The 26,169-nt window shown below is 69.6% G+C and carries 23 protein-coding genes and 1 pseudogene; 12 read left to right on the forward strand and 12 right to left on the reverse strand.

Going from position 1 to position 26,169, the window contains the following annotated elements:
- The first annotated feature begins 11 nt into the window (after positions 1 to 11).
- The 3 genes from ACFU5O_RS12950 to ACFU5O_RS12960 all read left to right on the forward strand — a co-directional run bounded on the left by ACFU5O_RS12950 (position 12) and on the right by ACFU5O_RS12960 (position 3,840).
- A complete protein-coding gene (locus ACFU5O_RS12950) occupies positions 12 to 1,106 on the forward strand; it encodes a thiamine ABC transporter substrate binding subunit (protein WP_384239500.1) in 1,095 nt (364 codons plus the stop codon).
- Positions 1,107 to 1,195: 89 nt separating this feature from the next.
- On the forward strand, positions 1,196 to 2,812 hold the full coding sequence (locus tag ACFU5O_RS12955) for an ABC transporter permease (protein WP_384239692.1): 1,617 nt from the start codon (positions 1,196 to 1,198) through the stop codon (positions 2,810 to 2,812).
- Positions 2,812 to 3,840: an ABC transporter ATP-binding protein gene (locus ACFU5O_RS12960; RefSeq protein WP_384239501.1), complete on the forward strand. Its 1,029-nt coding sequence runs from the start codon at positions 2,812 to 2,814 to the stop codon at positions 3,838 to 3,840. Before ACFU5O_RS12955 ends, ACFU5O_RS12960 begins: the two co-directional genes overlap by 1 nt.
- 46 nt (positions 3,841 to 3,886) lie before the next feature.
- On the opposite strand, the gene ACFU5O_RS12965 is transcribed toward ACFU5O_RS12960, so the two are convergent.
- The 6 genes from ACFU5O_RS12965 to ACFU5O_RS12990 form a co-directional block, all read right to left on the reverse strand.
- Complete coding sequence (locus ACFU5O_RS12965; protein ID WP_384239503.1) at positions 3,887 to 4,819, reverse strand: hypothetical protein; 933 nt, start codon at positions 4,817 to 4,819, stop codon at positions 3,887 to 3,889.
- A gap of 95 nt (positions 4,820 to 4,914) precedes the next feature.
- Positions 4,915 to 6,063, reverse strand: coding sequence for an LOG family protein (locus ACFU5O_RS12970; RefSeq protein ID WP_384239505.1), 1,149 nt, complete (start codon positions 6,061 to 6,063; stop codon positions 4,915 to 4,917).
- A gap of 42 nt (positions 6,064 to 6,105) precedes the next feature.
- A complete protein-coding gene (locus ACFU5O_RS12975) occupies positions 6,106 to 7,260 on the reverse strand; it encodes a hypothetical protein (protein WP_384239506.1) in 1,155 nt (384 codons plus the stop codon).
- Positions 7,242 to 7,970: an ABC transporter ATP-binding protein gene (locus tag ACFU5O_RS12980; RefSeq protein ID WP_384239508.1), complete on the reverse strand. Its 729-nt coding sequence runs from the start codon at positions 7,968 to 7,970 to the stop codon at positions 7,242 to 7,244. Before ACFU5O_RS12980 ends, ACFU5O_RS12975 begins: the two co-directional genes overlap by 19 nt.
- 196 nt (positions 7,971 to 8,166) lie before the next feature.
- On the reverse strand, positions 8,167 to 9,555 hold the full coding sequence (locus ACFU5O_RS12985) for an aspartate aminotransferase family protein (protein WP_384239510.1): 1,389 nt from the start codon (positions 9,553 to 9,555) through the stop codon (positions 8,167 to 8,169).
- Positions 9,540 to 10,031 carry an Lrp/AsnC family transcriptional regulator gene (locus ACFU5O_RS12990; RefSeq protein ID WP_384239512.1) on the reverse strand — a complete coding sequence of 164 codons (492 nt, stop codon included), beginning with the start codon at positions 10,029 to 10,031 and terminating at the stop codon, positions 9,540 to 9,542. Before ACFU5O_RS12990 ends, ACFU5O_RS12985 begins: the two co-directional genes overlap by 16 nt.
- A gap of 202 nt (positions 10,032 to 10,233) precedes the next feature.
- On the opposite strand from ACFU5O_RS12990, the gene ACFU5O_RS12995 reads away from it, so the two are divergent.
- Positions 10,234 to 11,673 carry a gamma-aminobutyraldehyde dehydrogenase gene (locus tag ACFU5O_RS12995; protein ID WP_384239513.1) on the forward strand — a complete coding sequence of 480 codons (1,440 nt, stop codon included), beginning with the start codon at positions 10,234 to 10,236 and terminating at the stop codon, positions 11,671 to 11,673.
- Between the two features lie 294 nt (positions 11,674 to 11,967).
- On the opposite strand, the gene ACFU5O_RS13000 is transcribed toward ACFU5O_RS12995, so the two are convergent.
- Together ACFU5O_RS13000 and ACFU5O_RS13005 are read right to left on the reverse strand one after the other, a co-directional pair.
- Positions 11,968 to 12,558, reverse strand: a complete 591-nt coding sequence (locus tag ACFU5O_RS13000) for a TetR/AcrR family transcriptional regulator (RefSeq protein ID WP_384239515.1) — start codon at positions 12,556 to 12,558, stop codon at positions 11,968 to 11,970.
- Entirely contained in the window at positions 12,555 to 12,917 is a 363-nt protein-coding gene (locus ACFU5O_RS13005; protein WP_384239516.1) for a DUF1304 domain-containing protein, read from the reverse strand. The genes ACFU5O_RS13000 and ACFU5O_RS13005 overlap by 4 nt, the downstream gene beginning before the upstream one ends.
- A gap of 162 nt (positions 12,918 to 13,079) precedes the next feature.
- On the opposite strand from ACFU5O_RS13005, the gene ACFU5O_RS13010 reads away from it, so the two are divergent.
- Positions 13,080 to 14,252 (forward strand): spermidine/putrescine ABC transporter substrate-binding protein, encoded by a 1,173-nt coding sequence (locus ACFU5O_RS13010; RefSeq protein WP_384239694.1) that lies wholly within the window; start codon positions 13,080 to 13,082, stop codon positions 14,250 to 14,252.
- A 199-nt stretch (positions 14,253 to 14,451) separates the two neighbouring features.
- Here ACFU5O_RS13010 and ACFU5O_RS13015 read toward each other — a convergent pair whose 3' ends face one another.
- Positions 14,452 to 14,865, reverse strand: a complete 414-nt coding sequence (locus tag ACFU5O_RS13015; protein WP_384239518.1) for a glyoxalase — start codon at positions 14,863 to 14,865, stop codon at positions 14,452 to 14,454.
- Positions 14,866 to 14,946: 81 nt separating this feature from the next.
- Here ACFU5O_RS13015 and ACFU5O_RS13020 point away from each other — a divergent pair, with 81 nt between their 5' ends.
- Together ACFU5O_RS13020 and ACFU5O_RS13025 are read left to right on the forward strand one after the other, a co-directional pair.
- Positions 14,947 to 16,317: a dihydrolipoyl dehydrogenase family protein gene (locus tag ACFU5O_RS13020; RefSeq protein ID WP_384239520.1), complete on the forward strand. Its 1,371-nt coding sequence runs from the start codon at positions 14,947 to 14,949 to the stop codon at positions 16,315 to 16,317.
- A gap of 28 nt (positions 16,318 to 16,345) precedes the next feature.
- Positions 16,346 to 17,107 carry an SDR family oxidoreductase gene (locus tag ACFU5O_RS13025; protein WP_384239521.1) on the forward strand — a complete coding sequence of 254 codons (762 nt, stop codon included), beginning with the start codon at positions 16,346 to 16,348 and terminating at the stop codon, positions 17,105 to 17,107.
- A 202-nt stretch (positions 17,108 to 17,309) separates the two neighbouring features.
- Here the strand turns inward: ACFU5O_RS13025 and ACFU5O_RS13030 are convergent, their stop codons facing one another.
- Positions 17,310 to 17,612, reverse strand: a complete 303-nt coding sequence (locus ACFU5O_RS13030; RefSeq protein ID WP_384239702.1) for a hypothetical protein — start codon at positions 17,610 to 17,612, stop codon at positions 17,310 to 17,312.
- A gap of 840 nt (positions 17,613 to 18,452) precedes the next feature.
- Here ACFU5O_RS13030 and kdpF point away from each other — a divergent pair.
- From kdpF to ACFU5O_RS13055, 5 genes are all read left to right on the forward strand, one after another.
- Positions 18,453 to 18,542, forward strand: coding sequence for a K(+)-transporting ATPase subunit F (gene kdpF, locus ACFU5O_RS13035; protein WP_384239523.1), 90 nt, complete (start codon positions 18,453 to 18,455; stop codon positions 18,540 to 18,542).
- An 8-nt stretch (positions 18,543 to 18,550) separates the two neighbouring features.
- Positions 18,551 to 20,215 carry a potassium-transporting ATPase subunit KdpA gene (gene kdpA, locus ACFU5O_RS13040; protein WP_384239525.1) on the forward strand — a complete coding sequence of 555 codons (1,665 nt, stop codon included), beginning with the start codon at positions 18,551 to 18,553 and terminating at the stop codon, positions 20,213 to 20,215.
- Positions 20,212 to 22,371: a potassium-transporting ATPase subunit KdpB gene (gene kdpB, locus ACFU5O_RS13045; RefSeq protein WP_384239527.1), complete on the forward strand. Its 2,160-nt coding sequence runs from the start codon at positions 20,212 to 20,214 to the stop codon at positions 22,369 to 22,371. Before kdpA ends, kdpB begins: the two co-directional genes overlap by 4 nt.
- Positions 22,372 to 22,376: 5 nt before the next feature.
- Positions 22,377 to 23,051: a potassium-transporting ATPase subunit C gene (locus tag ACFU5O_RS13050; RefSeq protein WP_384239529.1), complete on the forward strand. Its 675-nt coding sequence runs from the start codon at positions 22,377 to 22,379 to the stop codon at positions 23,049 to 23,051.
- Between the two features lie 126 nt (positions 23,052 to 23,177).
- Positions 23,178 to 23,864, forward strand: a complete 687-nt coding sequence (locus ACFU5O_RS13055) for a response regulator (protein ID WP_384239531.1) — start codon at positions 23,178 to 23,180, stop codon at positions 23,862 to 23,864.
- 950 nt (positions 23,865 to 24,814) lie between these two features.
- Here ACFU5O_RS13055 and ACFU5O_RS13060 read toward each other — a convergent pair.
- Both ACFU5O_RS13060 and ACFU5O_RS13065 read right to left on the reverse strand, forming a co-directional pair.
- Positions 24,815 to 25,000 (reverse strand): annotated as a pseudogene (locus ACFU5O_RS13060) (diaminopimelate decarboxylase); the annotation flags it as partial.
- 306 nt (positions 25,001 to 25,306) lie between these two features.
- Positions 25,307 to 25,831: a DUF4396 domain-containing protein gene (locus ACFU5O_RS13065; protein WP_384239532.1), complete on the reverse strand. Its 525-nt coding sequence runs from the start codon at positions 25,829 to 25,831 to the stop codon at positions 25,307 to 25,309.
- Positions 25,832 to 26,169: the final 338 nt, after the last annotated feature.

Raw genomic sequence — 26,169 nt, forward strand, 5'->3', positions numbered from 1 at the left:
GAGGAATCTCAGTGAGCACCACCAAGAAGATCACGGTCGCGGCGCTGGCCGCGGCCCTCGGCGTCAGTACGCTCGCGGCCTGCGGCGGGGAGGACAAGGACAACGCCTCCGGCTCTGGATCCGGTTCCAAGACCGTGACGCTCGTCAGCCACGACTCCTTCAACGCCACCCCCGCGGTGCTCAAGGAGTTCACCCGGCAGACCGGGTACACGGTCAAGGTGCTGAAGAGCGGTGACGCCGTAGAGGCCCTCAACAAGGAGATCCTCACCAAGGGCTCTCCGCAGGGCGACGTGTTCTTCGGAGTCGACAACACCACCCTCTCCAGGGCCCTCGACAACGAGCTCTTCACGCCGTACGAGGCCAAGGGCCTGGAGCGGGTCCCCGAGACCCTCCAGCTCGACAAGGACAAGCACCGGGTCACGCCCGTCGACACCGGCGACATCTGCGTCAACTACGACAAGAAGTACTTCGCGGACAGGAAGCTGGCCCCGCCGCAGTCCCTCGAGGACCTCGCGAAGCCCGCATACAAGAACCTCCTGGTCGTCGAGAACGCCGAGCGTTCCTCGCCCGGCCTCGGCTTCCTCCTCGGCACCGCATCCGCGTACGGCGACTCGGGCTGGCAGGACTACTGGAAGAAGCTGAAGGCGAACGGCGTGAAGGTCGTCGACAGCTGGGAGCTCGCCTACAACCAGGAGTTCTCCGGCTCCGCCGGCGGCAAGGAGGCCAAGGGCGACCGGCCGCTCGTGGTCTCGTACGCATCCAGCCCGCCGGTCGAGGTGCTCTTCGCCGAGCCGCAGCCCAAGGAGGCACCGACGGGGGTCTCCACGGGCACGTGCTTCCGGCAGACCGAGGCCGCGGGTCTCCTCAAGGGTGCGAAGAACGAGGCGGGGGGCAAGGCCCTGCTGGACTTCCTGATCAGCAAGAAGTTCCAGGAGGACATGCCGCTCAACATGTTCGTGAACCCGGTGGCCGAGGACGCGAAGCTGCCCGCACTGTTCACCGAGTTCGGTGAGGTGGTCGCCGCGCCGCGGACCATGGCTCCGGAGAAGATCGCCGACAACCGAGACCAGTGGATCGAGTCGTGGTCCTCACTCGTCCTGAAGTAGACGCCCCACCGGCCGGGAGCGCGTCCCCGCGCGGGAAGTCGTACGCGCGCGGGAACGCGCTCCGCGGGAACGCGGCGCGGCTCGCCCTGATGGCCGTGCCCGTCGCGTTCTTCGCCGTCTTCTTCGCCTATCCCGTGACCGCGATCGTCGGTCGCGGGCTCCAGGTGCAGGGCGCCTGGCAGTTGGGCCGCATCGGAGACGTCGTCGGCCGCCCGGACATTCTCGACGTCCTCTGGTTCACCCTGTGGCAGGCGCTCGCCTCCACCGCGTTGACACTGCTGCTCGCCCTCCCCGGCGCGTATGTCTTCGCCCGGTTCGACTTCCCGGGGAAGCAGTTCCTGCGCGCGGTCGTCACCGTGCCGTTCGTGCTGCCGACCGTGGTCGTCGGTACGGCCTTCCTGGCAATGCTCGGGCGCGGCGGACTGCTCGACGAACTCTGGGGCGTACGCCTCGACACGACGGTCTGGGCCATCCTCCTCGCGCATGTCTTCTTCAACTACGCGGTCGTCGTACGGACCGTGGGCGGCCTGTGGTCGCAGCTGGACCCCCGCCAGGAGGAGGCGGCCCGGGTCCTGGGCGCGGGGCGGTTCGCCGCATGGCGGCGCGTCACCCTGCCCGCTCTGACCCCGGCCGTGGCCGCCGCGGCCCTGATGGTGTTCCTCTTCACCTTCACCTCCTTCGGCGTCGTGAAGATCCTGGGCGGCCCCGCGTACTCCACGCTCGAAGTGGAGATCTACCGGCAGACCGCCGACCGGCTCGACCTCTCGACCGCAGCCGTGCTGACGCTGGTGCAGTTCGCGGCGGTCGGCGCGATCCTCGCCGTGCACGCCTGGACCGTACGGCGGCGTGAGTCCGCCCTGCGGCTCGTCGACCCCGCGCACACATCGCGGCGGCCGCGGGGAGCCGGCCAGTGGGCGCTGCTGGCAGCCGTCCTCGCCACTGTCGTGCTGCTGATCCTGACGCCTCTCGGGGTGCTGATCGAGCGGTCGCTCGACGGTCCCGGCGGGTACGGGTTCGCCTTCTACGAGGCGCTGCGATCGGCCGAGGCGAGTGGCGGCACGTTCCTCGTACCGCCGCTCGAGTCCGTCGTGAACTCCCTCCAGTACGCGCTCGCCGCCACCGCCGTCGCCCTGCTGGTCGGCGGGCTCGCGGCCGCCGCCCTCACCCGGAAGGCGGGCCGGCTGGTCCGAGGCTTCGACGCCCTGCTGATGCTGCCGCTGGGGGTCTCCGCGGTCACGGTGGGCTTCGGATTCCTGATCACCCTGGACGAGCCGCCGCTCGATCTGCGTACGACGTGGATCCTGGTGCCGCTCGCACAGGCCCTGGTCGGGGTGCCGTTCGTCGTACGGACCATGCTGCCCGTCCTGCGGGCCGTCGACGCCCGGCTGAGGGAGACCGCGGCCGTGCTGGGCGCGTCGCCGTTGCGCGCCTGGCGTGAGGTCGATCTGCCGCTGGTGCGCCGGGCGCTGCTCGTGGCCGCGGGCTTCGCCTTCGCCGTCTCGCTCGGGGAGTTCGGGGCGACCGTGTTCATCGCCCGCCCCGACAACCCCACGCTGCCGGTGGCCGTCGCCCGGCTGCTGGGCCGTCCCGGTGAGCTCAATTACGGGCAGGCGATGGCTCTTTCGACGATTCTCATGCTGGTCTGTGCGGTGGCTCTGCTGCTGCTCGAACGTATCCGGCCCGACCGCTCCGCAGGGGAGTTCTGATGCTGAAGCTGGAGGACGCGACCGTACGGTTCGGGCGGCGGGAGGCGCTGAACGCGGTGGACCTGGAGGTCGCCGACCACGAGATCGTCTGTGTGCTGGGGCCGAGCGGCAGCGGCAAGTCGACGCTGCTGAGGGCGGTGGCCGGACTCCAGCCGCTGGCCGGCGGCCGGGTACTGCTCGGCGGGGCCGACCAGGCGGGGGTGCCGGTGCACCGGCGCGGCGTGGGCCTGATGTTCCAGGACCACCAGCTCTTCCCGCAGCGTGACGTAGCCGGCAATGTCGCCTTCGGCCTGCGCATGCACGGCGTACCGAAGGCCGAACAGCGGCGGCGGGTCGAGGAGTTGCTCGAACTCGTCGGGCTCCCGGGTGCCCATGAGCGAGCGGTCGCCGCGCTCTCCGGCGGCGAGCAGCAGCGCGTCGCCCTCGCCCGTGCCCTCGCGCCCCGTCCCCGGCTGCTGATGCTCGACGAGCCGCTCGGCCAGCTCGACCGCACACTCAGGGAACGCCTTGTGGTCGAACTGCGAGGCCTCTTCGAGCAGTTGGGCACGACCGTGCTCGCGGTCACCCACGATCAGGGCGAGGCCTTCGCGCTCGCCGACCGGGTCGTGGTCATGCGTGACGGGCGTGTCGCCCAGAGCGGCACTCCGCGTGAGGTGTGGCAGCGGCCCGCTTCCGAGTTCGTCGCCCGTTTCCTCGGCTTCGACAACGTGGTGCCCGCGACCGTGACCGGCGAGGCCGCCGACACGCCGTGGGGCAAGATCCCCGTCCCGTCGGGTTCGCCTCAGGGCGCCTGCCGGCTGCTGGTGCGTCCGGCGGCCGTACGGCTCGGGGCCCCGGACGCGGGGCTGCGCTGCACGGTGGAGTCGCTCACCTTCCGGGGCCACCATGTCGCCGTACGGCTGCGGCCCGCCGGAGCCCCGCAGCTCGAGGCGGAGTGCCGGCTGCAGGACGCTCCGGAGGCGGGGTCGACGGTCGGGGCCGCCTTCGCAGGCGAGGACGTGGTCGTGCTGGCCGCGGCGGAAGACTGATCCGGGCGCCGGACAGGCACCGGTCCCACGAGGGGCGGGCCCGGACTCACACCCGGACCGGTGTCTCCTGCGCCGCTTGCTCCGTGGGCTCCTGCTCCCCTCCGGAACCTCCGCCGTGGCCCTCCGACGACCCGAACCACGCCACCGCGACCGCGCCCGCCACGGCGAGAACGAACCCGGTGATCGCCGCCCAGGCGAACCCGGGTCGCGAGGTATCGCCCAGCCACAGCACGCCGATCATGCCGGGCAGCACCGTCTCGCCGACGACCAGCGCCGCCGTTGCTCCGTTGACCGAACCGATCTGCAGGGCCACCGTGTGCAGATACATCCCGCCGACACCGGCCACGAGAATCGCGTAGAGCGCGGGGTCGGAGATCAGGGCGCCCAGATCGAACGGGTCGATGCCGTTCAGCACCCGCACCCCGACACCGAGCGCACCGAAGCCGAGGCCGGACAGCAGGCCGGCAAGGATCGCGGCGCGGGCCCCCAGAAGGCGTACGAGGACGGTGCCGCCCACCATCAGCAGCAGCGAGATCGCCAGCAGCCACCAGTGGGTGGAGACAGGGGTGTGGCCGCTGCCCTCGGGGCCGGCCGCCGTCGCCAGTAGCACCAGGGCGGAGCAGACCACGGCGATCGACGTCCACTCCGCGCGGTTCAGCCGGATACCGAGGAGCTTGACGCTCAGCACCGCCGTGATGACCAGATTGGCGCTGATCACGGTCTGGGACAGGAACAGGGGCAACAGCCGTGCCGCCAGCGCGCCCAGCCCGAAGCCGACGAAGTCGAGAATCGTCCCGACGATGAACTCCCAGGTCATCGCCGCCTTGGCGGTGGACGTGAGGCTCGGCCCGCCGTGCTGGGTGACACTGCCCGATACGGCCTCACGCCGGGCGGACCTGCGGGATCCCACGGCCTGCAGAACGGAGCCCGTGCCGTAACAGATCGACGCCGCCACAGCGGTCAGCAGTCCTATGAGCACCAAAAGCTCCGTTCACATCTGGGTCGGTGGGGATCGGTCCCGTTCGTTCCGACTGGCAGACGTGAGATTCGGCGCTGAAGTTGCTTCCCCGCGGATCAGATACCGGCGCGGGGGCTCGCCGTCAGGCGGGCGAGGGCCTCGGGGACCTCTTCCACCGAGTCGACCAGGGCGATACGGGACTCCATGGAGCGACCTGCGGCGAGCGAGCGCAGCAGCGGCCAGGCGGGGAGCTCCTCCGTCCAGTGGGCCCGGTTCACCAGCACCATGGGGGTGGGCTCGCCGCGGGACTCGTAGTAGTTCGGGGTCGCGTTGTCGAAGATCTCCTGCAAGGTGCCGGCCGCGCCCGGGAGGAAGACCACGCCGGCGTTGCAGCGCGCGAGGAGGCCGTCCTCGCGGACGGCGTTGGCGAAGTACTTGGCGATGTGGCCCGCGAAGGGGTTCGGCGGCTCGTGACCGTAGAACCAGGTGGGGATGCCCACCGAGTCGCCGCCCTGCGGCCAGCGCGAGCGGACCTCGAAGGCGGCGGATGCCCACGCTGTGACGGACGGGACGAACGAGGGGGCCTTGGCCAGGAGTTCGAGGGCTTCGTCGAGCATGTCGTCGGCGTACGGAGCCGCGTAGGCGCCCAGGTTCGCCGCCTCCATCGCGCCGGGCCCGCCACCGGTGGCGACGAGCAGTCCGGTACGGGAGAGGGCGCGGCCGAGCCTGGCGGCGCCGGCGTAGGCGTCCGTACCGCGGCTCATGGCATGGCCGCCCATCACACCCACGACCGGGACGCCGACCAGGAGTTCGTCCAAGGCGTCGGAGACGGCGTCGTCGTGGATCGAGCGCAGCATCGAGGCGTAGATGTCACGGTCGGCCTTGGTCTGCTGGAACCACTCGTACGCGAGGGCGTCGGAGGTGACTTCGTAGCCGCCGTCGGCGAGGCCGTCGAACAGTTCGTCGGGGGTGTAGAGAAGCCCGCGGTACGGATCGAAGGGGAGATCCGGTATGGGCGCGAAGACGAGCGCGCCGTCCCCGCGGACCTTGGCCGCGGCGTCGGGCTCCATGCGGCAGCCGAGGAACACCGCGCCGGTGGTGTCGGCGGAGAGCAGCGCGAAGGTGCGCGCGGTCAGGTCGACGGACTGGATGCGACGGCCCGCGAGCGTGCCACGCTCGACGACCTGGTCGAACTCCTCGATGGTCTCTATCTCGCGGTCGTCGTCGAAGGACGACCCCAGCCTGTGCCTGTGTCCCTGCGCCATGCGCACACGATAGGCGGCGGCCGGCGCGGCCCGGCGCGCGGGTCAGTGCCGCAGCGGGACTGCGGCCAGTGCCGCCACCGCCCAGGTGAGCGGAGCGAAGATCACCATGAGGATCAGCGTCCGGAGCAACGCCGATGCGCGGAGGAAGGATGCGGGGGTGCCCAGGCCGCGCAGCCCCTCCCGGACTGCCGCGCGGGCGTGCCTGACGTCCAGGACCGAGGTGAACAGCGTCGCCACGGTGCAGACCAGGACGAGCGTGGCACCCAGCTCGGTCAACTCGCCGAACGGCCGGGGGGTGGTGCCGGCCCTGGAGAGCGTGGTCGCCGCGATCATGGCGGACGCCACCGCGGACAGCACCCCGAGCGGCCTTCCGATCCGGACCGCGTCGTCCATCAGCGCCCGCCCGGCGAGCAGCCGCACGGCACCCGGGCGCATGGACTGCAGCACACGCCCGCACAGATGCGCGATCCCGGGGCCCGCCACCGCGAGCCCCAGCGCGCTGAGAGCCCAGCCGGCCAGCACTCCGGCCGGGGGATGGGCCCCCGTGCCGACAGCCGCTTCCGTTCCCGCGTACGACTCGACCGCGAGCCCCGCCGCGGTGAGCGCCACGCCCCAGGGGAGACCGGCGGGCGCGGCCCCGGCGCGGGCGTCCTCCCCTTCGTCGGAGAAGCCGTCGACCGGCTTCGTACGGCGCGGACGCAGCGCGATCGCGGCCGCTCCCGCCGCGGCCACCGGAACGATCCCGAGCAGGGTGAGCGCGGCGCCCAGCGGCAGCGGTTGTTCCGCGGAGAGCAGTTGGGGAGCCGCGCCGTCGAACGGCAGCCCGGTCAGATCGCCCCGCAGATGCAGGAAGACCAGCAGTGCCAGCATGCTGCCGAGCGTGCAGGCGACGGCGGTCGACACCGCGGCCAGGGCGGTGAGCCGTACGGGCCCGAGCCCCACGGCGGACAGTCCCGGCCGGGGACGGGTGCTCGGATCCGTGCGCGCCACCGCGACCGCGAACTGCACGGTCGCGGCGAGCGGCACCAGGCACCACAGCAGCCGCAGCAGGGGCTCCGGGGACGGCTCCGTGCGCGCCATCGCGCCCGCCAGCGTGCACAGCAGCAGAAACCCGACCCCGCCCGATGCCGCGGCGACCATCAGCCGGCGCAGCAGGATCAGGGGGTGGGTACCGCGGGCTAGACGGAGAGCGAGCACGCGGCCAGGCCTTCCGTGCCGGCTCCGTTGGCGGAGTTGACCCGTCGGCCGTCGATCAGCGTCACCGTGCGGTCGGCGAGTGTCGCCACTTCCGCGTCGTGGGTGGCGAGGACGAGGGTGATGCGGTGCGAGCGGGCGGCGGTGGTGAGCGTACGAAGTACCTGTGCACGGTCCGCGAGATGCAGCGCGGCGGTGGGTTCGTCGGCGAAGAGCACCGTGGGCGTGGTGACGAGGGCGCGGGCGAGGGCGACCCGCTGCCGCTGGGCATGGAGCAGGGCGCGGGGCCGCTTGCGCGCGCACATCCCGATGTCGAGCCGCTCGAGCCACTCCATCGCGGCGGCCCTGGCCTTCCGGTGCGAGCAGCCCTGCAGCAGGAGCGGCAGCGCGGCGTTCTCCCAGGCGTTCAGCTCGGGCACCAGCTGGGGCTCGTGGCCGATCCAGCCGAAGCGGTCGCGGCGCAGCCGCTCGCGGGCGAGTGCCCTCATGGTGTGGACGGGGGTGCTGTTGAACCAGACCTCGCCCTCCCGCGGGACGAGCTGGCCCGAGAGACAGCGCAGCAGGGTGGTCTTTCCGCAGCCGCGCGGGCCGTTCACGGCGAGGATCTCGCCCTCGCGCACGCCGAGTGACACGCCGCTGAGAGCAGGCGAGCCGCCCAGGGAGTGGTGCAGGGAGCGCGCCCAGAGCACATCGTTGTCCGGCGGAGCCACCATTGGCGTACACCTCGGTTCAGATCCGTTGTTCTGTTCCCCCGTACGGGGGAACGACGTCGAGGCCGATCGGTCACAGCACCGTAGGTACTCGGAACCGGGTGTGCGGACAGCACGCGGCCCGGATGCTCCCCTTCTCACTCGAAGGGGTGCATCCGGGCCGCCTAAAAGCCGACAATCCCAGGGGTCGCGGCTGGGTCTACAGCTTCGTCCAGGCCTCCGTGAGGACCGAGCGCAGGATCTGCTCGATCTCGTCGAAGGTCGACTGGTCGGAGATCAGCGGCGGGGCCAGCTGGACGACCGGGTCGCCGCGGTCGTCGGCGCGGCAGTACAGACCGGCGTCGAACAGCGCCTTGGAGAGGAAGCCGTAGAGGACGCGCTCGGTCTCCTCCTCGTTGAAGGACTCCTTGGTGTTCTTGTCCTTCACGAGCTCGATGCCGTAGAAGAAGCCGTTTCCGCGGACGTCGCCGACGATCGGCAGGTCGTGCAGCTTCTGCAGCGTGCTCAGGAACGCGCCCTCGTTGTCGAGCACGTGCTGGTTGATCTTCTCGCGCTCGAACAGATCGAGGTTGGCGAGGCCGACGGCGGCGGACACCGGATGGCCACCGAAGGTGTAGCCGTGCAGGAAGGTGTTGTCGCCCTTGTAGAACGGCTCGGCGAGCCGGTCCGAGACGATGCAGGCACCGATCGGGGAGTAGCCCGAGGTCATGCCCTTGGCACAGGTGATCATGTCCGGCACGTAGCCGAACTTGTCGCAGGCGAACGTCTTGCCGAGGCGGCCGAAGGCGCAGATGACCTCGTCCGAGACGAGCAGGACGTCGTACTGGTCGCAGATCTCGCGGACCCGCTGGAAGTATCCGGGCGGGGGCGGGAAACAGCCGCCGGCGTTCTGCACGGGCTCCAGGAAGACCGCGGCGACGGTCTCGGGGCCCTCGAAGAGGATCTCCTGCTCGATCTGGTCGGCGGCCCAGCGGCCGAAGGCCTCCGGGTCGTCGCCGAAGAGCGGCGCGCGGTAGATGTTGGTGTTCGGCACCTTGTGCGCACCCGGCACCAGCGGCTCGAACGGGGCCTTCAGACCCGGCAGACCGGTGATGGACAGCGCGCCCTGGGGCGTGCCGTGGTAGGCGACCGCGCGCGAGATGACCTTGTACTTCGTCGGCTTGCCCACGAGCTTGAAGTACTGCTTGGCGAGCTTCCAGGCGGTCTCGACGGCCTCGCCGCCACCGGTGGTGAAGAAGACCTTGTTCAGGTCGCCCGGGGCTTCGTTGGCGAGGCGCTCGGCCAGCTCGACGGCCTTCGGGTGGGCGTACGACCACACGGGGAAGAAGGCGAGCTCCTGGGCCTGCTTGGCGGCCACCTCGGCAAGTTCCTTGCGGCCGTGCCCGGCCTGGACCACGAACAGACCCGCGAGGCCGTCGAGGTAGCGCTTGCCCTTGTCGTCGTAGATGTAGGTGCCCTCACCACGCACGATGGTGGGGACGGGCGAGTTCTCGTACGACGACATGCGGGTGAAGTGCATCCACAGGTGGTCGTAGGCGGACTTTGAGAGGTCGCTGCGGTCCTTGCTCACGGCTATCGGGTTCCCCACATGTAGGTCTGCTTCTTGAGCTTGAGGTAGACGAAGCTCTCGGTGGAGCGCACGCCGGGGAGGGTGCGGATGCGCCGGTTGATCACTTCCAGCAGGTGGTCGTCGTCCTCGCAGACGATCTCCACCATAAGGTCGAACGAGCCCGCCGTCATGACGACGTACTCGCACTCGGGCATGGCTGTCAGCGCGTCGGCCACCGGATCCAGGTCGCCCTCGACGTTGATCCCGACCATCGCCTGGCGTCGCAGACCCACGGTGAGCGGGTCGGTGACGGCGACGATCTGCATCACGCCTTGGTCGAGCAGCTTCTGGACGCGCTGCCGGACCGCCGCTTCGGAAAGGCCGACGGCCTTGCCTATCGCGGCGTAGGGACGGCGTCCGTCCTCCTGCAACTGCTCGATGATCGCCAGAGAGACGGCATCGATCGTCGGGGACGATCCGCTCGCGGTCCTGGAGTCTGTGCTTCGGCTGGCCACGAGCACACTGTGCACGGGAGTCGTCGATCCCGCAACCCGCTGGCGATGAAATTCGTCGTTCGAGTGTCAGAATCTCACTGATTTCGAAGTTCCAGGGGGCTGGGTCTGTCGAAACCGTCACCTGGCGAACTAGCCTTGGCGACGTATGGTTGGGGTGGGTTGGGGTGTCTCACCCATCGGACATCTGACAGGAGGAGTGGCTGTGACCACCGAACTGCGTCGTCTGCGCAACTACATCGACGGAGAGTTCCGGGACGCCGCGGACGGGCGGACCATCGAGGTGGTCAACCCGGCCACCGGCGAGGTGTACGCGAGCTCGCCGCTGTCCGGTCAGGCGGACGTCGATGCCGCCATGGCCGCCGCAGCCACTGCCTTTCCGGCCTGGCGCGACACCACGCCGGCGGAGCGTCAGAAGGTGCTGCTGAAGATCGCGGACGCCTTCGAGGAGCGCGCCGAGGAACTGATCGCGGCGGAGTCGGAGAACACGGGCAAGCCGCTGGAGCTCACCCGCACCGAAGAGATCCCGCCCATGGTCGACCAGATCCGCTTCTTCGCGGGCGCGGCCCGGATGCTCGAAGGCCGTTCGGCCGGTGAGTACATGGAGGGCATGACCTCGATCGTCCGCCGTGAGCCGGTCGGCGTCTGTGCGCAGGTGGCGCCGTGGAACTACCCGATGATGATGGCCGTGTGGAAGTTCGCCCCGGCGCTGGCCGCGGGCAACACGGTCGTCCTGAAGCCGTCGGACACGACCCCGGCGTCCACCGTGCTGATGGCCGAGATCATCGGCTCGATCGTGCCCAAGGGCGTCTTCAACGTCCTGTGCGGCGACCGTGACACGGGCCGCGCGATGGTCGAGCACCCGACTCCGGCGATGGCCTCCATCACGGGTTCGGTGCGGGCCGGCATCCAGGTCGCCGAGTCGGCGGCCAAGGACGTCAAGCGTGTCCACCTGGAGCTTGGCGGCAAGGCGCCGGTCGTCGTCTTCGAGGACACCGACATCGAGAAGGCCGTCGAGGACATCTCGGTCGCCGGCTTCTTCAACGCCGGCCAGGACTGCACGGCCGCGACCCGTGTGCTCGTCCACGAGTCCATCCACGACGAGTTCGTGGCGGCGCTGGCCAAGGCCGCGAAGGACACCAAGTGCGGCCAGCCGGACGACGAGGACGTGCTCTTCGGCCCGCTCAACAACGCCAACCAGCTGAAGCAGGTCTCCGGCTTCATCGACAGGCTGCCCGCGCACGCCAAGGTGGAGGCGGGCGGTCACCAGGTCGGTGAAAAGGGCTACTTCTACGCCGCGACCGTCGTGTCCGGTCTGAAGCAGGACGACGAGATCATCCAGAACGAGGTCTTCGGCCCCGTCATCACCGTCCAGTCGTTCCGCGACGAGGAGCAGGCGCTCGCGTACGCGAACGGCGTGGAGTACGCACTGGCGTCGTCGGTCTGGACGAAGGACCACGCGCGCGCGATGCGTATGTCCAAGTCGCTGGACTTCGGCTGTGTCTGGATCAACACCCACATCCCGCTGGTGGCGGAAATGCCCCATGGCGGCTTCAAGAAGTCCGGCTACGGCAAGGACCTCTCGGCGTACGGGTTCGACGACTACACGCGCATCAAGCACGTGATGACGTCCCTCGACGCGTAACGCCTCCGGCGGGGGCGGACTCGAAGGGCGGGCCTCCGGCCCGCCCTTCGGCGTTCGCGCGCGCGTCGGCTCTGCCGCGGGGGAGGGCGGGAGGCTGACCGGGGCGAGCCCGACAGGGCCCTTGTGTGATCTTGCAGCTCCGGGCGCCCGGCTCGTCACCCGTTGCGGCCGCGGGGTGGGTCGGTCCCCGGTTCCGGAGGCCGCCGGGTGGCGCTCATGCCGGACGGCTTCCGGAGGGCGGCCCGTCCGAGGCCGGGGGCCGGTCAGGCACGGGCCTTCGCGGCGCCCGACGGGTCAGGGCAACGGCGTTGCGTGCAACGCCAGAAGCAGGCGCCAGACATGGGCCGCGACGACTTCCGGTGAGGACGGGATGCGGTGGTGGAGCCAGTCGGCCAGCACCCCCGTGAAGGTCGCCGCCACCGCGGAGGCGATCAGGTCGGGGGCCGGGGCGCCCGCGAGTTCGCGTTCGCGGTGGCTGCGGGCGCGCAGTTCGTGGTGGAGAAGATCACCCAGCGGACCGCCGCCGCCCTCGCGCAGGAGAGTGCGGTGGAGCGCGGCGTGCGGGGCGATCTCCACGAAGAAGTCCGTCAGTGCGGCGGGCGGGGCCGCCGGATCGGGTACTCCGCGCCACGCGTGCAGCGCGTCCACCGCGTCGCGGACGATCTCGGCGCAGGCGTCCACCGCGAGTGCGTCCAGATCCGGATAGTGGAGGTAGAACGTCGCGCGGCCCAGGCCGGCCCGGCGGACCAGGCCCGCGACGCTGACCTCGGCCAGCGGCCGCTCGGCGCACTCCTCGAGCAGTGCCCGCCGCAGCCGCTCCCGGGTGCGCTCCGCCCGCGGGTCCGCGCTCGCCCCACTACCGGCACCGCGGCCTTCTCCGCTCATCCCGCCACCAGTACCGCGGCCAGGGCCACCGCGCCCGGAAGGGCCTGGGCCACGAAGATCCGCCGGTTGGCGGTGGCGCCGCCGTACAGTCCGGCGATCACCACGCAGCTCAGGAAGAACACCTTCACCCGGAATCCGGTCGGGTCGTCCGCGATCAGTCCCCATATCAGTCCCGCCGCCAGGAACCCGTTGTACAGCCCCTGGTTCGCGGCCAGGGGGGCGGTGGCCCGGGCCATCTCCGTGTCGAAGCCCGAGAGTCCGCGGCCCGGCGCGCGTTCCCACAGGAACATCTCCAGGACCAGGATGTAGACGTGCAGTGCGGCCACCAGGCCGACCAGGACATTCGCCGTCGTATTCATGATCGCCAATCTTCATGGACAGGTGTCCAGTAAGTATAGACAGATGTCCATGATCGACAGGGTGTCGGTCCCCGCGGTCCCCGCTCGACGCACCGTCCATTGCTCCCCGTGCCGGCCGCCCGGCATCCTGCCGACGTGCCAGTGACGCCGGAGAACACCCTCATGTCCCGCCGCTCCCTGCTGCGCGTCCTCGGCGCCGCAGGAGCCGGAGCCTCGGGCCTCGCGCTCGCCGGCTGCGGAGTTCCCGCGGCCTTCGTCGAGCCGGCCGACCGGGCCGGACGCGACCTCTCGGGCCGCGACAGGACCCTCGACTTCGCCAACTGGCCCCTGTACATCGACACCGACGACGAGGACACCTCCGCGCGGCCCACCCTCGACGCCTTCGCCGGTCGCACCGGGATCTCCGTGCGCTACACCGAGGAGATCAACGACAACGACGAGTTCTTCGGCAAGATCGGCCCCGCGCTGATGAACCATCAGGAGACCGGGCAGGACCTGATCGTCGTCAGCGACTGGATGGCCGCGCGCTTCGTACGTCTCGGATGGGTCCAGGAGATGGACCGCGACCGGCAGCCGAACGTCGCCCGGTACCTGGATCCGCAGCTGCGTTCACCCGGCTTCGACGAGGGGCGTCTGCACAGCGTGCCCTGGCAGTCCGGGATCACCGGCATCGCGTACAACCGCAGGAAGCTCGGCCGGGAGATCAAGCACACCGGAGACCTGTGGGCCGGTGACCTGCGGGGCAAGGTCACTCTGCTCTCCGGGCTCGACGAGTCCTTCGCCCTGCTGATGCAGGGCAACGGTGTCGACGTCACCCGCTGGACGGCGGACGACTTCCACGCGGTGTGCGACCAGGTCGAGAAGCTGGTGAAGCAGAAACACATCCGCCGCTTCACCGGCAACGACTACATCAAGGACCTGTCGACGGGCGACGTCCTTGCCTGTCAGGCCTACTCGGGTGATGTCATCCAGCTCCAGGCGGACAACCCGGACATCGAGTTCGTGGTACCGGAAGAGGGCGCGGAGCTGTGGGCCGAGTCCTTGATGATCCCCAACCTCGCCCGGCACAAGCGCAATGCCGAGGCGCTCGTCGACTACTACTACGAGCCCGAGGTCGCGGCCGAACTCGCCGCCTGGGTGAACTACGTCTGCCCGGTACCCGCCGCGCGCGACGTCCTCGCCGACTCCGACGACGAGGAACTCGCCGCCCTCGCCGAGGATCCGCTGATCTTCCCCGACGACGCGATGCGCCGACGTCTCGCCATCGCCAGGGACATCACCTCCGAGGAGCGCCGGGACTTCACGAAGCGATGGAACTCGATCGTCGGTCTGTAGTCATCGGATACCGCGGTTGCGACGTCCGGACAATCCGTGGCGGTCGTACCGTGCCGGGCCTGCTCGAGCGCCCGGTGCTCTCCTGGCCTCACCGACCGGGCCGGAGCCTCGTGCAGATGCCGTTCGGCCGTACGACGCCCTTTCATCGGGAGGCTGCGGCGGCTCTCCGAGGGTGCGGCCATTGGGGGCTGACGTGGTGTCAGCGGCCGGGGGCCCGCTCCTTCACTTCTCGTCGCCACCTGGAGTACCCAGCCGTTGCCGTCCGGGTCGCTGAAGGTGGTGCAGGAGCCGTAGTCCGCACGGGCGGGGTGCGGGCCGGACCCCCGCCCTCGGCGCCCTCGTGGTGGACGACCCCTCCCGCGTCGTGGCCGTGGTGGAAGAGCCCTCCGGCGTCGTGGAGCACCTCCCTCACATCGACGCCGCGGCCGACGAGCTCCGCGCGCGCTGCTTCGATGTCGAAGACAATGAGGTACAGGTCCTGGACCGAGCCGCGTGCGGCGGAGGTGATCCCCTTGCCGAAGATGATCGAGCACTCGGAGCCGGGCGGCGTCTGCCGCACACACCGGTAGTTCTCACCGGCGACGTCGTCGACGTCCGTCCGGGATCCCGCCACCTCATGCCTGACCAGGGACTACGGCACGGCTCTTCACAGAGCGGCGTGAACACCAGCGCACGGGTTCGAACGGAGGACGCGATGAGCGGCACCGGCACGACCAATGCATACGACGTGATCGTCCTCGGCGGCGGCGCCCCGGGTGAGCACGCCGCCGCTGCGCTCGCCGAGGGGGGTCTGCGCGTCGCCGTCGTGGAGCGTGACCTCGCCGGCGGCGAGTGCACCTACTGGGCGTGCATTCCGTCGAAGACCCTCTTGCGTCCCGGCGAGGCGGTGCATGGCGCACGTGAGGCGGCGGGGGTTGCTGAGGCCAACGTCCAGGCGGCCCTGGCCTGGCGTGACTACATGGTCTCCAACTACTCCGACGCCGGAGCCGAGCGGTGGCTGGCGGACAGGGGGATCGCTCTGCTGCGCGGTCACGGCCGCCTGGCGGCCACAGGGGTGGTCGAGGTGGACGGAGCGCGGTACACCGCCGAGCACGTCGTGCTGGCCAACGGCGCCGATCCCGTCGTCCCACCGGTGCCCGGCCTGCGTGAGCTCGAGGGCGTCTGGAGCACGCGCGAGGCGACCGCCATGAAGGCGGTGCCTGAACGGCTGATCGTGCTCGGCGGGGGGCCGGCAGGACTCGAGCTGGCGCAGGTGGTGCGTCGCTTCGGCGGCGAGGTCGTCGTCGTCGAGGCCGCCGAGCGCGTGCTCGCACGGGAGCCCGCGCAGCTGGGCGAGGCGCTGGGCGGGGCCTTGCGCCGCGACGGAATCGAGCTCGTCCTGGGCGTGCACGCGACCGCGGCGCGCCGCGACGGCCAGGACTTCGTTCTGGGGCTGGAGGACGGACGGGAGCTGCGCGGCGACCGTCTGCTCGTCTCGACCGGCCGCCGCCCGCGCGTCGAGGGGATCGGCCTGGAGACCGTCGGTGTCACTGCGGACGGCCGGGGAATCCCCGTCGATGCGCGCATGCGGGCGGGCGAGCGGCTGTGGGCGATCGGCGATGTCACAGGCATCTGGCAGCTGACCCACGTCGGCGAGTACCAGGGCGACGTCGTCGCCGCGAACATCCTCGGCGAGCCCCGTGAGGCCCACTACGAGGCGGTCCCGCGCGTCACCTACACCGATCCGCAGGCGGCGGCGGTGGGTACGACGGAGGAGGCTCGGTTCAGCGCCACCGCGCTGCTGTCGGAGGCCGCCAAGACGGCCACCTACACGCACGCCTACGCCGAATCGAACGGCTTTCTCACGCTTCTCAGCGACGGTGAGGTGCTGACCGGCGCCTACGCGCTCGGTCCCGAGGCCGGGGAGTGGATGCAGCAAGCCACGCTGGCGATCCGCGCCCGCACCCCGCTCGGTGTGCTCCGCGACACGATCCAGCCGTTCCCCAGCTTCTCGGAGATCCACGCCGCCGCGCTGAAGGTGCTCAGCCACGAGATCAAAGGGCCGCGGCAGCCGATCAAGGCGTGATCACGACCAACACGACAGAGGAGGAGTCATGAGCACCGCGACGTCCGTCTCTCCCGGCCACCGCGACCCGGCCCTGCTCGGGCAGACCGTTGTCGTCATCGGCGGGAGCGCCGGCATAGGGCTCGCGACAGCCAGGCACGCACGCGCCGAGGGCGCCGGCGTGATTCTGACCGGCCGGAACCCCGACCGGCTACGGAGCGCGGCGACGGACGTCGGCGCACTCAGCACCGCCGCCTTCGACGCGAACGACCCGGCGCAGCTGAAGCAGTTCTTCCAGGAGCTGACGAAGCCGGTCGACCATGTGATGGTCACGGCTGGACACCCGTCCTACGGGCGCCTCCTCGAGATGGACCCGGATCAGGCGCGCCGGGCGGTCAGCGGCCACTTGGTGCTGGCGCTCGAGGTCGCACGCAATGCCGTCGGCAAGGTGCGACCCGGTGGCACGCTGCTGTTCATGGGCGGCACCGGTGGCCGGCGAATCAGGCCCGACCTCGGGCTTGCGCCGGCGGCCACCGCCGCGTTGCCTGCGCTCACGGCCGGTCTCGCGCTTGAGCTTGCGCCGGTCCGCGTCAACCTCATCGCAGCCGGATTCGTCGACACGCCGTTGTCGGCCGGGCTTCTCGGCGACGGACTCGACGCCCGTCGCGAGGAGCTGCGGGCCACGCTCCCGATCGGCCGCGTCGTCGGACCGGACGACGTCGCGGCACTCGCCGTTCACATCATGACCAACACGGCACTCACCGGCGCGACGTACGACGTCGACGGTGGTCAGCAATTCGTTGACGCATAGCCGGGACCACGGGCAGGGAGGCTCCGGGAGAGCCCTCCGTCACCAAGAGAAGCGAAGCACCTTGGTCGGCACCTTCCGGGAGAGCCGGAGTGAGCGTGTAACCGAGGGTGTTCACCACCCCATCGAACCTGCGTGATCCCGCCGGTTCAAGTCCAACCGCCGCTCCCTGACGCCCCTCTGACACATCATCCGTCGTCGGGGGTCAACCGAGTCCCGGGACGGTGGAGATCACCAGATCGATCAGCTTGATCCCGACGAAAGGCAGGACCAGTCCGCCCAGCCCGTAGACGGCCAGGTTGCGCCGGAGCAGGTCGTGTGCCGAGGTCGGGGTGTACCGGACCCCGCGCAGGGCCAGGGGGCCTTCTGATGGTTTCGGCGGGCCCGCGGATCGGCGGCTGCCGGGCCCTGCCGTCGCCTGGGCCCCGGCGACGGCAGGGCGGCACATCGAGCGCGACGGCACGGGAAGGAGACGCCGCCGCGGCTCGACCGCCGGAGACCTGACCATGCACTCGGCCGGAATCCGTCATGCCACTGACGTCCACGGTCTCCGGCGGCAGAAGGGGAATCCAGTAGCCCGACGAGCCCCAAAGTGCCTGTTGCGGGACGAACTTGTGCTTCCTTGACGGGGCTCTGGCGCGGCGTATCAAGGACACGTCAAACCTCACTGAAAGGTCGTCAGGACCGCGTCAAACGAGGGCGGCCACGGGCCGAAGCCGATCACGGGCTGCTCGGCACGGGAACACGGACGACCGTCCCGGGTCCTGGCTCGGCAAAACCGTCACGCTAGCCCCACCGCGCCCACCACCGCAGCCGAGAATCCCCCGCCGCGGCCCCAAGCGGGCCAGGGAACGCCAAGGCGCAGCTCAAGATCAAGTGGCAGAAACCCAGCGTTGGTCAAGATCACTTGGCAAACGGTCAAGATCGCCTGGCATAGGACAGGCGAGTAGCAGGGACCGGGCTGCATGCATCCCGATCCAGTATCGAACGTACATGCGACACGGGATCCGGCCACCATCATCGGCGCCGGCTTCGTCGGGCCCCCGCAACGCCCCGCGCGGGAGCTCGGCCGTGTGGCAGAAGCCCGCCGAGCAGGGCGAACGCGCCGTTGGGCGTCACGCTTCCGCCCATCGGGGCCCGCGGGCGTAGGGGATGCGTCAAGACGGAGCACAGCGCCGTCAGGGTGCCGTTAACGGAAGCCGAGTCGTGGCCGAAAAGCGGTTTCCTTCAAGAGTCCGAGAATTCCGAATCTCTTCCAGGAGCTCACGATGGCCGACGTGGCCTTCGTTGTCACCACGATCGCGGTGTTCGTGTTGGTGGCTTTCATTGCCAAGGGGGTGGCGAAGCTGTGACTGTCGAGAACATTGTCGGTCTGGTCGTGGCTGCGGCCCTGCTGGGTTATCTCGTCCTCGCTCTCGTCAAGCCGGAGAGGTTCTGAGTACGGATATGAGCCCTGAATTCGCTGGTGTGCTTCAGTTGCTCGCGCTGATTGTGGCGCTTGCGTTGGCGTATCGTCCGCTGGGCGACTACATGGCCCGGGTCTATTCCTCCGACAGGCATCTGCGTGCGGAGAAGTGGATCTACAAGGCCGTCGGTGCCAACCCGAACGCCGAGATGCGCTGGCCTGCCTATCTGCGTGGGGTGCTGGCGTTCTCCGCCGTAAGCGTCCTGTTCCTGTATCTGCTGCAGCGTCTGCAGGGCAGTCTGCCGGGGTCGTTGGGCTTTGCCTCGATCGATCCGGACCAGGCGTTCAACACTGCCGCGTCGTTCGTGTCGAACACCAACTGGCAGTCGTATTACGGCGAGCAGGCGATGGGCCATGTCGTGCAGACCGGTGGGCTTGCGGTGCAGAACTTTGTTTCTGCTGCTGTGGGTATGGCGGTTGCGGTGGCGTTGGTCCGTGGTTTTGCCCGTTCCCGTACGGGTGAGCTGGGCAACTTCTGGGCCGATCTGGTGCGTGGCACGGTGCGGATTCTGCTGCCGCTCTCGGTGATCGCCGCGATCGTGCTGGTCGCGTTGGGTGCGATTCAGAACTTTGCCCCGATCCATGAGGTGGGGCAGTTCATGGGTGGCTCGCAGCAGTGGAACGGTGGTGCGGTGGCCTCGCAGGAGGCGATCAAGGAGCTGGGTACGAACGGTGGCGGTTACTTCAACGCCAACTCCGCGCACCCGTTCGAGAACCCGACGCCGTTGTCCAACCTGCTGGAGATCTTCCTGATCCTGCTGATCCCGCTGGCGCTGACGCGTACCTTCGGCCGGATGGTCGGCAGTCTGAAGCAGGGGTACGCGATCCTGGCGACGATGGTCGTGATCTGGGTCGGGTTCACCGCGCTGATGATGTGGACGGAGTTCCATCATGGTGGTCCGGCGTTCGATGTCGCCGGCGGTGCGATGGAGGGCAAGGAGACCCGGTTCGGGATCGGCGGTTCGTCGATCTTCGCGGTGGCCACGACGCTCACCTCGACCGGTGCGGTCAACTCCTTCCATTCCTCGTTCACCGGTTTCGGCGGCGGGATCACGATGCTGGGCATGATGCTGGGGGAGATCGCTCCTGGTGGGGTGGGTTCGGGTCTCTACGGCATTCTGATCATGGCGGTCATCGCGGTGTTCATCGCGGGGCTGATGGTCGGCCGCACGCCGGAGTACCTGGGCAAGAAGATCGGTACCCGTGAGATCAAGCTGGCGGCCTGCTACATCCTGATCACGCCGGCGCTGGTGCTGTGCTTCACGGCCGCGGCGATGGCGCTGCCGACCCCGGTGAACTCGATGACGAACTCGGGCGCGCACGGCTTCTCGGAGATCCTTTACGCCTACACCTCCGCGGCGAACAACAACGGTTCCGCGTTCGCGGGCCTGAATGCCGACACGCAGTGGTTCAACACCACGCTCGGTCTGGCGATGCTGCTGGGCCGGTTCCTGCCGATCGTGTTCGTGCTGGCGCTGGCCGGCTCGCTCGCCGAGCAGAAGCCGGTGCCGGCGACCGCGGGCACGCTGCGCACCGACAAGCCCCTCTACACCGGCTTGCTGGTCGGCACGATCCTGATCATCACCGGTCTGACCTACTTCCCGGCGCTGGCGCTGGGCCCGCTCGCCGAAGGGCTGGCGTCATGACCGTCAACGTGAAGAAGACCGACGTATCGAAGCAAGAGGAGCGTGGCTCCATGTCCACGGCCACGCCGACCCGGGCGCCTCACAGTGATGTGCCGACCGGTCACAAGACCGACGCCGGGCGCGTCGGAGCGGGTCTGTTCGACCCCAAGCAGCTGGTCAGGTCCTTCCCGGACGCGGTCCGCAAGCTCGACCCCCGGGTGATGATCAAGTCTCCGGTCATGTTCGTCGTCCTGGTCGGCTCGGTGCTGACCACGGTCTTCGCGGTCATGAACCCGTCCGACTGGTTCGGCTGGGCGATCGCCGCGTGGCTGTGGCTGACCACGATCTTCGCCAACCTGGCGGAGGCCGTGGCCGAGGGCCGCGGCAAGGCGCAGGCGGACACCCTGCGCAAGGCCAAGACCGACACCGTCGCCCGTCGTCTGGGCAGGGACGGCAGGACCGAGGAGCGGGTGCCCGGCACCGACCTGCGCATAGGCGACCTGGTCGTCTGCGAGGCGGGCGACATCATCCCCGGCGACGGTGACGTCGTCGAGGGCGTCGCGTCGGTGGACGAGTCCGCCATCACCGGTGAGTCGGCCCCGGTCATCCGCGAGTCCGGCGGCGACCGCTCGGCCGTCACCGGCGGTACGAAAGTGCTGTCCGACCGCATCGTCATCAAGATCACGACGAAGCCGGGCGAGACGTTCATCGACCGCATGATCAGCCTGGTCGAGGGCGCCGCCCGGCAGAAGACGCCCAACGAGATCGCGCTGAACATCCTCCTCGCCTCGCTGACCATCGTCTTCCTCCTCGCGGTGGTCACCCTGCAGCCGTTCGCGACCTACGCGGACGCCCCGCAGACGATGATCGTGCTGGTCGCGCTGCTGGTCTGTCTCATCCCGACCACCATCGGCGCACTGCTGTCCGCGATCGGTATCGCCGGCATGGACCGGCTGGTGCAGCGCAACGTGCTGGCCATGTCCGGTCGTGCGGTCGAGGCCGCCGGTGACGTGTCGACGCTGCTGCTCGACAAGACCGGCACCATCACCCTCGGCAACCGGCAGGCCGCCGAGTTCGTCCCCGTCAAGGGCGTCACCGCCGCCGAGCTCGCCGACGCCGCCCAGCTCTCCTCGCTCGCCGACGAGACCCCCGAGGGCCGCTCGATCGTCGTCCTCGCGAAGGAGAAGTACGGCCTGCGCGAGCGCCACCAGGGCGAACTCGCCCACGCCACCTGGGTGCCGTTCACCGCCCAGACCCGCATGTCCGGCGTGGACGTCGACGGCCGCAAGGTCCGCAAGGGCGCCACCGCCGCGGTGATGGCCTGGGTCCAGGAGCACGGCGGCCAGATCGCCGACGACGCCGACCAGGCCGCCAACCGCATCTCGCAGGCCGGCGGCACACCGCTGCTCGTCGCCCTCCAGGACGACATGGGCGCCCGCGTCCTGGGTGTCATCCACCTCAAGGACGTCGTCAAGGACGGCATGCGCGAACGGTTCGACGAACTGCGCCGCATGGGCATCAAGACCGTCATGATCACGGGTGACAACCCGCTGACCGCCAAGGCGATCGCCGAAGAGGCGGGCGTCGACGACTTCCTCGCGGAGGCCACTCCCGAGGACAAGATGGCGCTCATCAAGCGGGAGCAGGCCGGCGGCAAGCTCGTCGCGATGACCGGTGACGGCACCAACGACGCCCCGGCGTTGGCCCAGGCGGACGTCGGCGTGGCGATGAACACCGGTACCTCGGCCGCCAAGGAGGCCGGGAACATGGTGGACCTCGACTCCAACCCGACCAAGCTGATCGAGATCGTCGAGATCGGCAAGCAGCTCCTCATCACCCGGGGCGCGCTGACCACCTTTTCCATCGCCAACGACGTGGCGAAGTACTTCGCGATCATCCCGGCGATGTTCGCAGTGGTCTACCCGGGCCTGGACAAGCTCAACATCATGCAGCTTTCCTCGCCGGAGTCCGCGATCCTGTCCGCGGTCATCTTCAACGCGCTGATCATCATCGCCCTCGTGCCGCTGGCCCTGAAGGGCGTGCAGTACCGGCCCACCAGCGCCGACAAGATGCTCCGCCGCAACCTCGGGATCTACGGACTCGGCGGCCTCGTCGCCCCGTTCATCGGCATCAAGCTCATCGACCTGCTCATCTCCCTCATCCCCGGAATCGGCTGATCGCCATGAACAACTCCTTCACCAACGCGGCGCGGCTGACCTGGGCGGGCCTGCGGGCCCTGGTCGTCCTCACGCTCGTGTGCGGCGTCATCTACCCGCTGGCTGTCACCGGTGTGGCGCAGGGCCTGTTCCCCGGCAAGGCGAACGGCTCGGAGATCAAGAGCCAGGGCAAGGTCGTCGGCTCCTCGCTGATCGGGCAGACGTACAACCTGCCCAAGAAGAACCCGGACGACGCGGAGGAGGCCGCGGTCGCGGACCTGAAGTGGTTCCAGCCGCGCCCGTCCAACGGCCTCGGCAGCAACAGCGTCAACCCCCAGTACTCGCTGATCCTGTCCGGCGCGACCAACCGCTCCGGCGACAACCCCGAGCTGATCCAGTGGGTCAAGGACGCCAAGGCCGCCGTGGTCAAGGACAACTCCACCGCCACCTACAAGGTCAAGCCCTCCGACGTGCCGGCCGACGCCGTCACCTCCTCCGGCTCCGGCCTGGACCCCGACATCTCACCCCAGTACGCGAAACTCCAGATCCACCGCGTCGCAGAGAAGAATCACCTCACCGTCGCCCAGGTCGCCAAACTCGTCACCGACCACACCGACAACCGCACCCTCGGCTTCATCGGCGAACCCCGCGTCAACGTCCTCGAACTCAACATCGCACTCAAGGAACTGGCCAAGGGCTGAGTCATGAGGCAGCAGGCGGGAGCCGGTGGCCCGGGGAGACACCCCGGGCCACCGGCTACCGCCGCCGCGTCTCGCCAGAGCGTTCCGACCGACACTCCGGCCCCCATCGACAGAAAGGCCGCATCGATGACCCGGGTGCTCATCGTGGAGGACGATCCCCAGCTGGTCCGGGCACTCACGATCAACCTGAGGGCCCGTAAGTACGAGGCGGAGGCAGCATCCGACGGCACCGCCGCCCTCCAGCTCGCCGCCGCCACGCCGCCGGACGCGGTTCTGCTGGATCTGGGGCTGCCCGACATGGACGGGCTCGACGTGATCAGGGACCTGCGCCTGCGGAGCGGAGTGCCGATCGTGGTGGTATCCGCCCGCTCCACGTCCGACGAGAAGATCGCCGCGCTCGACGCAGGCGCCGACGACTACGTCACCAAGCCCTTCAGCATGGACGAGCTCCTCGCCCGGCTACGGGCCGCGGTACGCCGCACCGAGACCGCAGCGCCGGCCGCTGATGACATGCGGATCGTCACCACACAGGGCTTCACCGTCGACCTCGTGGCGAAGAGGGTCACGCGCGACGGGCGCGACGTCCGCCTGACTCCCACGGAATGGCAGCTCCTGGAGCTGCTGATCCGCAACCCGGGGCGACTCGTCAGCCAGAAGCAACTGCTGCAGGAGGTGTGGGGCTCTTCCTACGGCACGCAGGCCAACTACCTCCGTGTCTACATGGCACAGCTGCGTCGCAAGCTGGAGGCCGACCCTACGCACCCCCGGCATCTGATCACGGAACCCGGCATGGGTTACCGCTTCGTGGCATGAAGCCCACGTCGTAGCACCTCTGCCTCCTCGGCGGACCACGCCTTCCGTCCGCTCGACGCACAGGATCGGAACCATGGGACGCGGCAAGCCTGACGCGGACCGACCATGATTCTCACGGTGCCGACCGCCTCGGGGCCAGGGTTCATCCGTCCCGAACTGCCGAGCAGAGCCGTGTCGTGACGGCAGCGGTGCCCGGACGCTGCCCCGAGATCAGGCGTCCAGCCGGAGTTCCTGAAGATGGCTTTGGCGGTCTCTCTGTCCATCCGTCCCGCCAACTGCCGTAGCTGTGGGGCCCCGCACCGCAGCGTCCTGCGGGCCCGGGAGGCGCGGACACCCGCATCCAGCAGGTGCCACAGTTGCGGATTGGCGAGCAGGACACGCGGCTCCAGCTCGACGGAGCCCCCGTCGGCGTCACGGAGGACCAGTCGCCCGGCAACCCGTCGGTCCACGCCACGGCGGTCAGCCGATCCGTCCGTACCCGCCGGGTTCGCCGCAGCGAGCGCGTCTCGAACCAGTCCTTGCCTGCCGCCACCCTCGAGGGCAGCAGGACCAGGAACAGCAGGAGACCCAGCCCCGTCCACAGACCGGCACGTGGGGCGCTGAGCGTCATTGCCCGAATCGATGACAAGCAGCAACCCGAGGAGCAGTCCCGCGCACGAGAAGGCATGCCGGACATCGCTCGTCCACTGCTCGTCGTGTGCGGCGGTGCCGGGTGTCGGTGAGGAGTGCCACGAGTGGCGTACTGCGCTGCGCCTGCCCATGCGGGACGCTATGCCCGAAGTCGGGAGCGATTCCCGATCCTTACGCGTTGCTGGCGTTGCGTCCGCCGGCATTGACGTTCGCCTGACGCTCGGGGGCCGCGGCCGTATCCGCGTCCGCGGCGCGTATCGACGAGCAGCCCTCCGCCGAGGGGGAGCCCGGCGGAGGGCGAGGATCTCCGGCGGGGCCTGCAGACCGACGTCCCGGCGGCTCATGTCGTCCAGCGATTCACGGCGTACGAGCCTCCGCACGGCAACGTCGCGCACCATTACCACCGGCGGGTGGCCGACGAGGTTGTACCCGGAGGCCATGGAGAGGTGGTACGCACCGGCGGACGGCACCGCGAGGAGGTCACCCGCCGGGCGATCACGGGCCGGAGACGGACAGCCCCTCGGCGTCGTCCGGCCTCCGGGCCGGCGAGACGAGCGGAGCGACTGACATGAGTGACCCTCAGCCGATGACGAGGTTCAGCCAGTCGCGAGATGGCGAGGTTCAACGCCGGTAACGCCGCCTGCTCGTGCTCCGCCGCATGGTCCGTCAGCTGACCAGGCGGGCGGGCGTGGTGGCGGAACGCACCACGTACTCCAGGGGCCCGCGGCGGAAGACCCGGGTCCGGGCTGGGGTCGGACAGGACGGCTCGCTCAGGGTGACCGTGGCGAGCCTTGTTCTCGGCGTACCGAGGGTCAGTGGTAGGCGTGGACGACGGCGTGTCCCTTGCCGCGGCCGATCATCCACTTGTTCACCGGAGTGGTGATCAGAAAGGCGACCACGAAGCCGCCCAGGAGCGAGGACCAGAACAGCCCGTCGGACAGATGCGCGTCCATCGCGCCGGGGACCAGGGCGATGATGCCGTTGTCGACCAGTTCCATCACCGCGATGGAGACGGTGTCGGCGGCGAGCGCGACCTTGACGGCGCTCTTGAGGTCCAGGCCGGCCCTACGGACGGCGAACAACGTGAACGAGTACCCGAAAACGAACGCGAGCGCGATCGCCAGGACCATGGTCGGCACATTGCCCCACAGCAGGGCGGTGCCGATGACCATTCCGAGGATCTCGCCGATGGCGCAGCCGGTCAGGCAGTGCAGCGTCGCTTTCGCGGCGGTGCCCCAGGACGCGCCGCCGGGCACGTGGCCGCCGTGATCGTCGTCTCCGTGGTGTCGGTGGTGTCCGGCATGGGCGGGTGCGCTGGTGCGGGCGGTGTGGTCCATGACGGTTCTCCCTCTCCCTCTTCAGTGTGGCCCGGGTCGAGCGGCCCGGCAGCCACTGCGGACAATATACCCCTAGGGGGTATTCCTGTGTGGACCCGTCCGACAGCCGGCCGGGTACAGCGCCGTCCGGGCGAGCCCGGATGTTCGGTGGCAGTCGTCGCCGTCGGCCGCGCGCAGGCGCTTGGAGCTACGGCACGAGCGGATCAGCGGGTCGCGGCTCACCCAGGCGCGTCGGTCTCTTGAGGCGGGCCACGACCAGCCGCGCCTTCGGCCGGAATCGGCCAGGGAGGCGAAGCCGAGTGTGGTGATCAGGCCCGCGCCGACGCCGGTCAAGACCG

It is taken from the genome of Streptomyces sp. NPDC057445, from assembly GCF_042802855.1.
GTDB lineage: Bacteria > Actinomycetota > Actinomycetes > Streptomycetales > Streptomycetaceae > Streptomyces.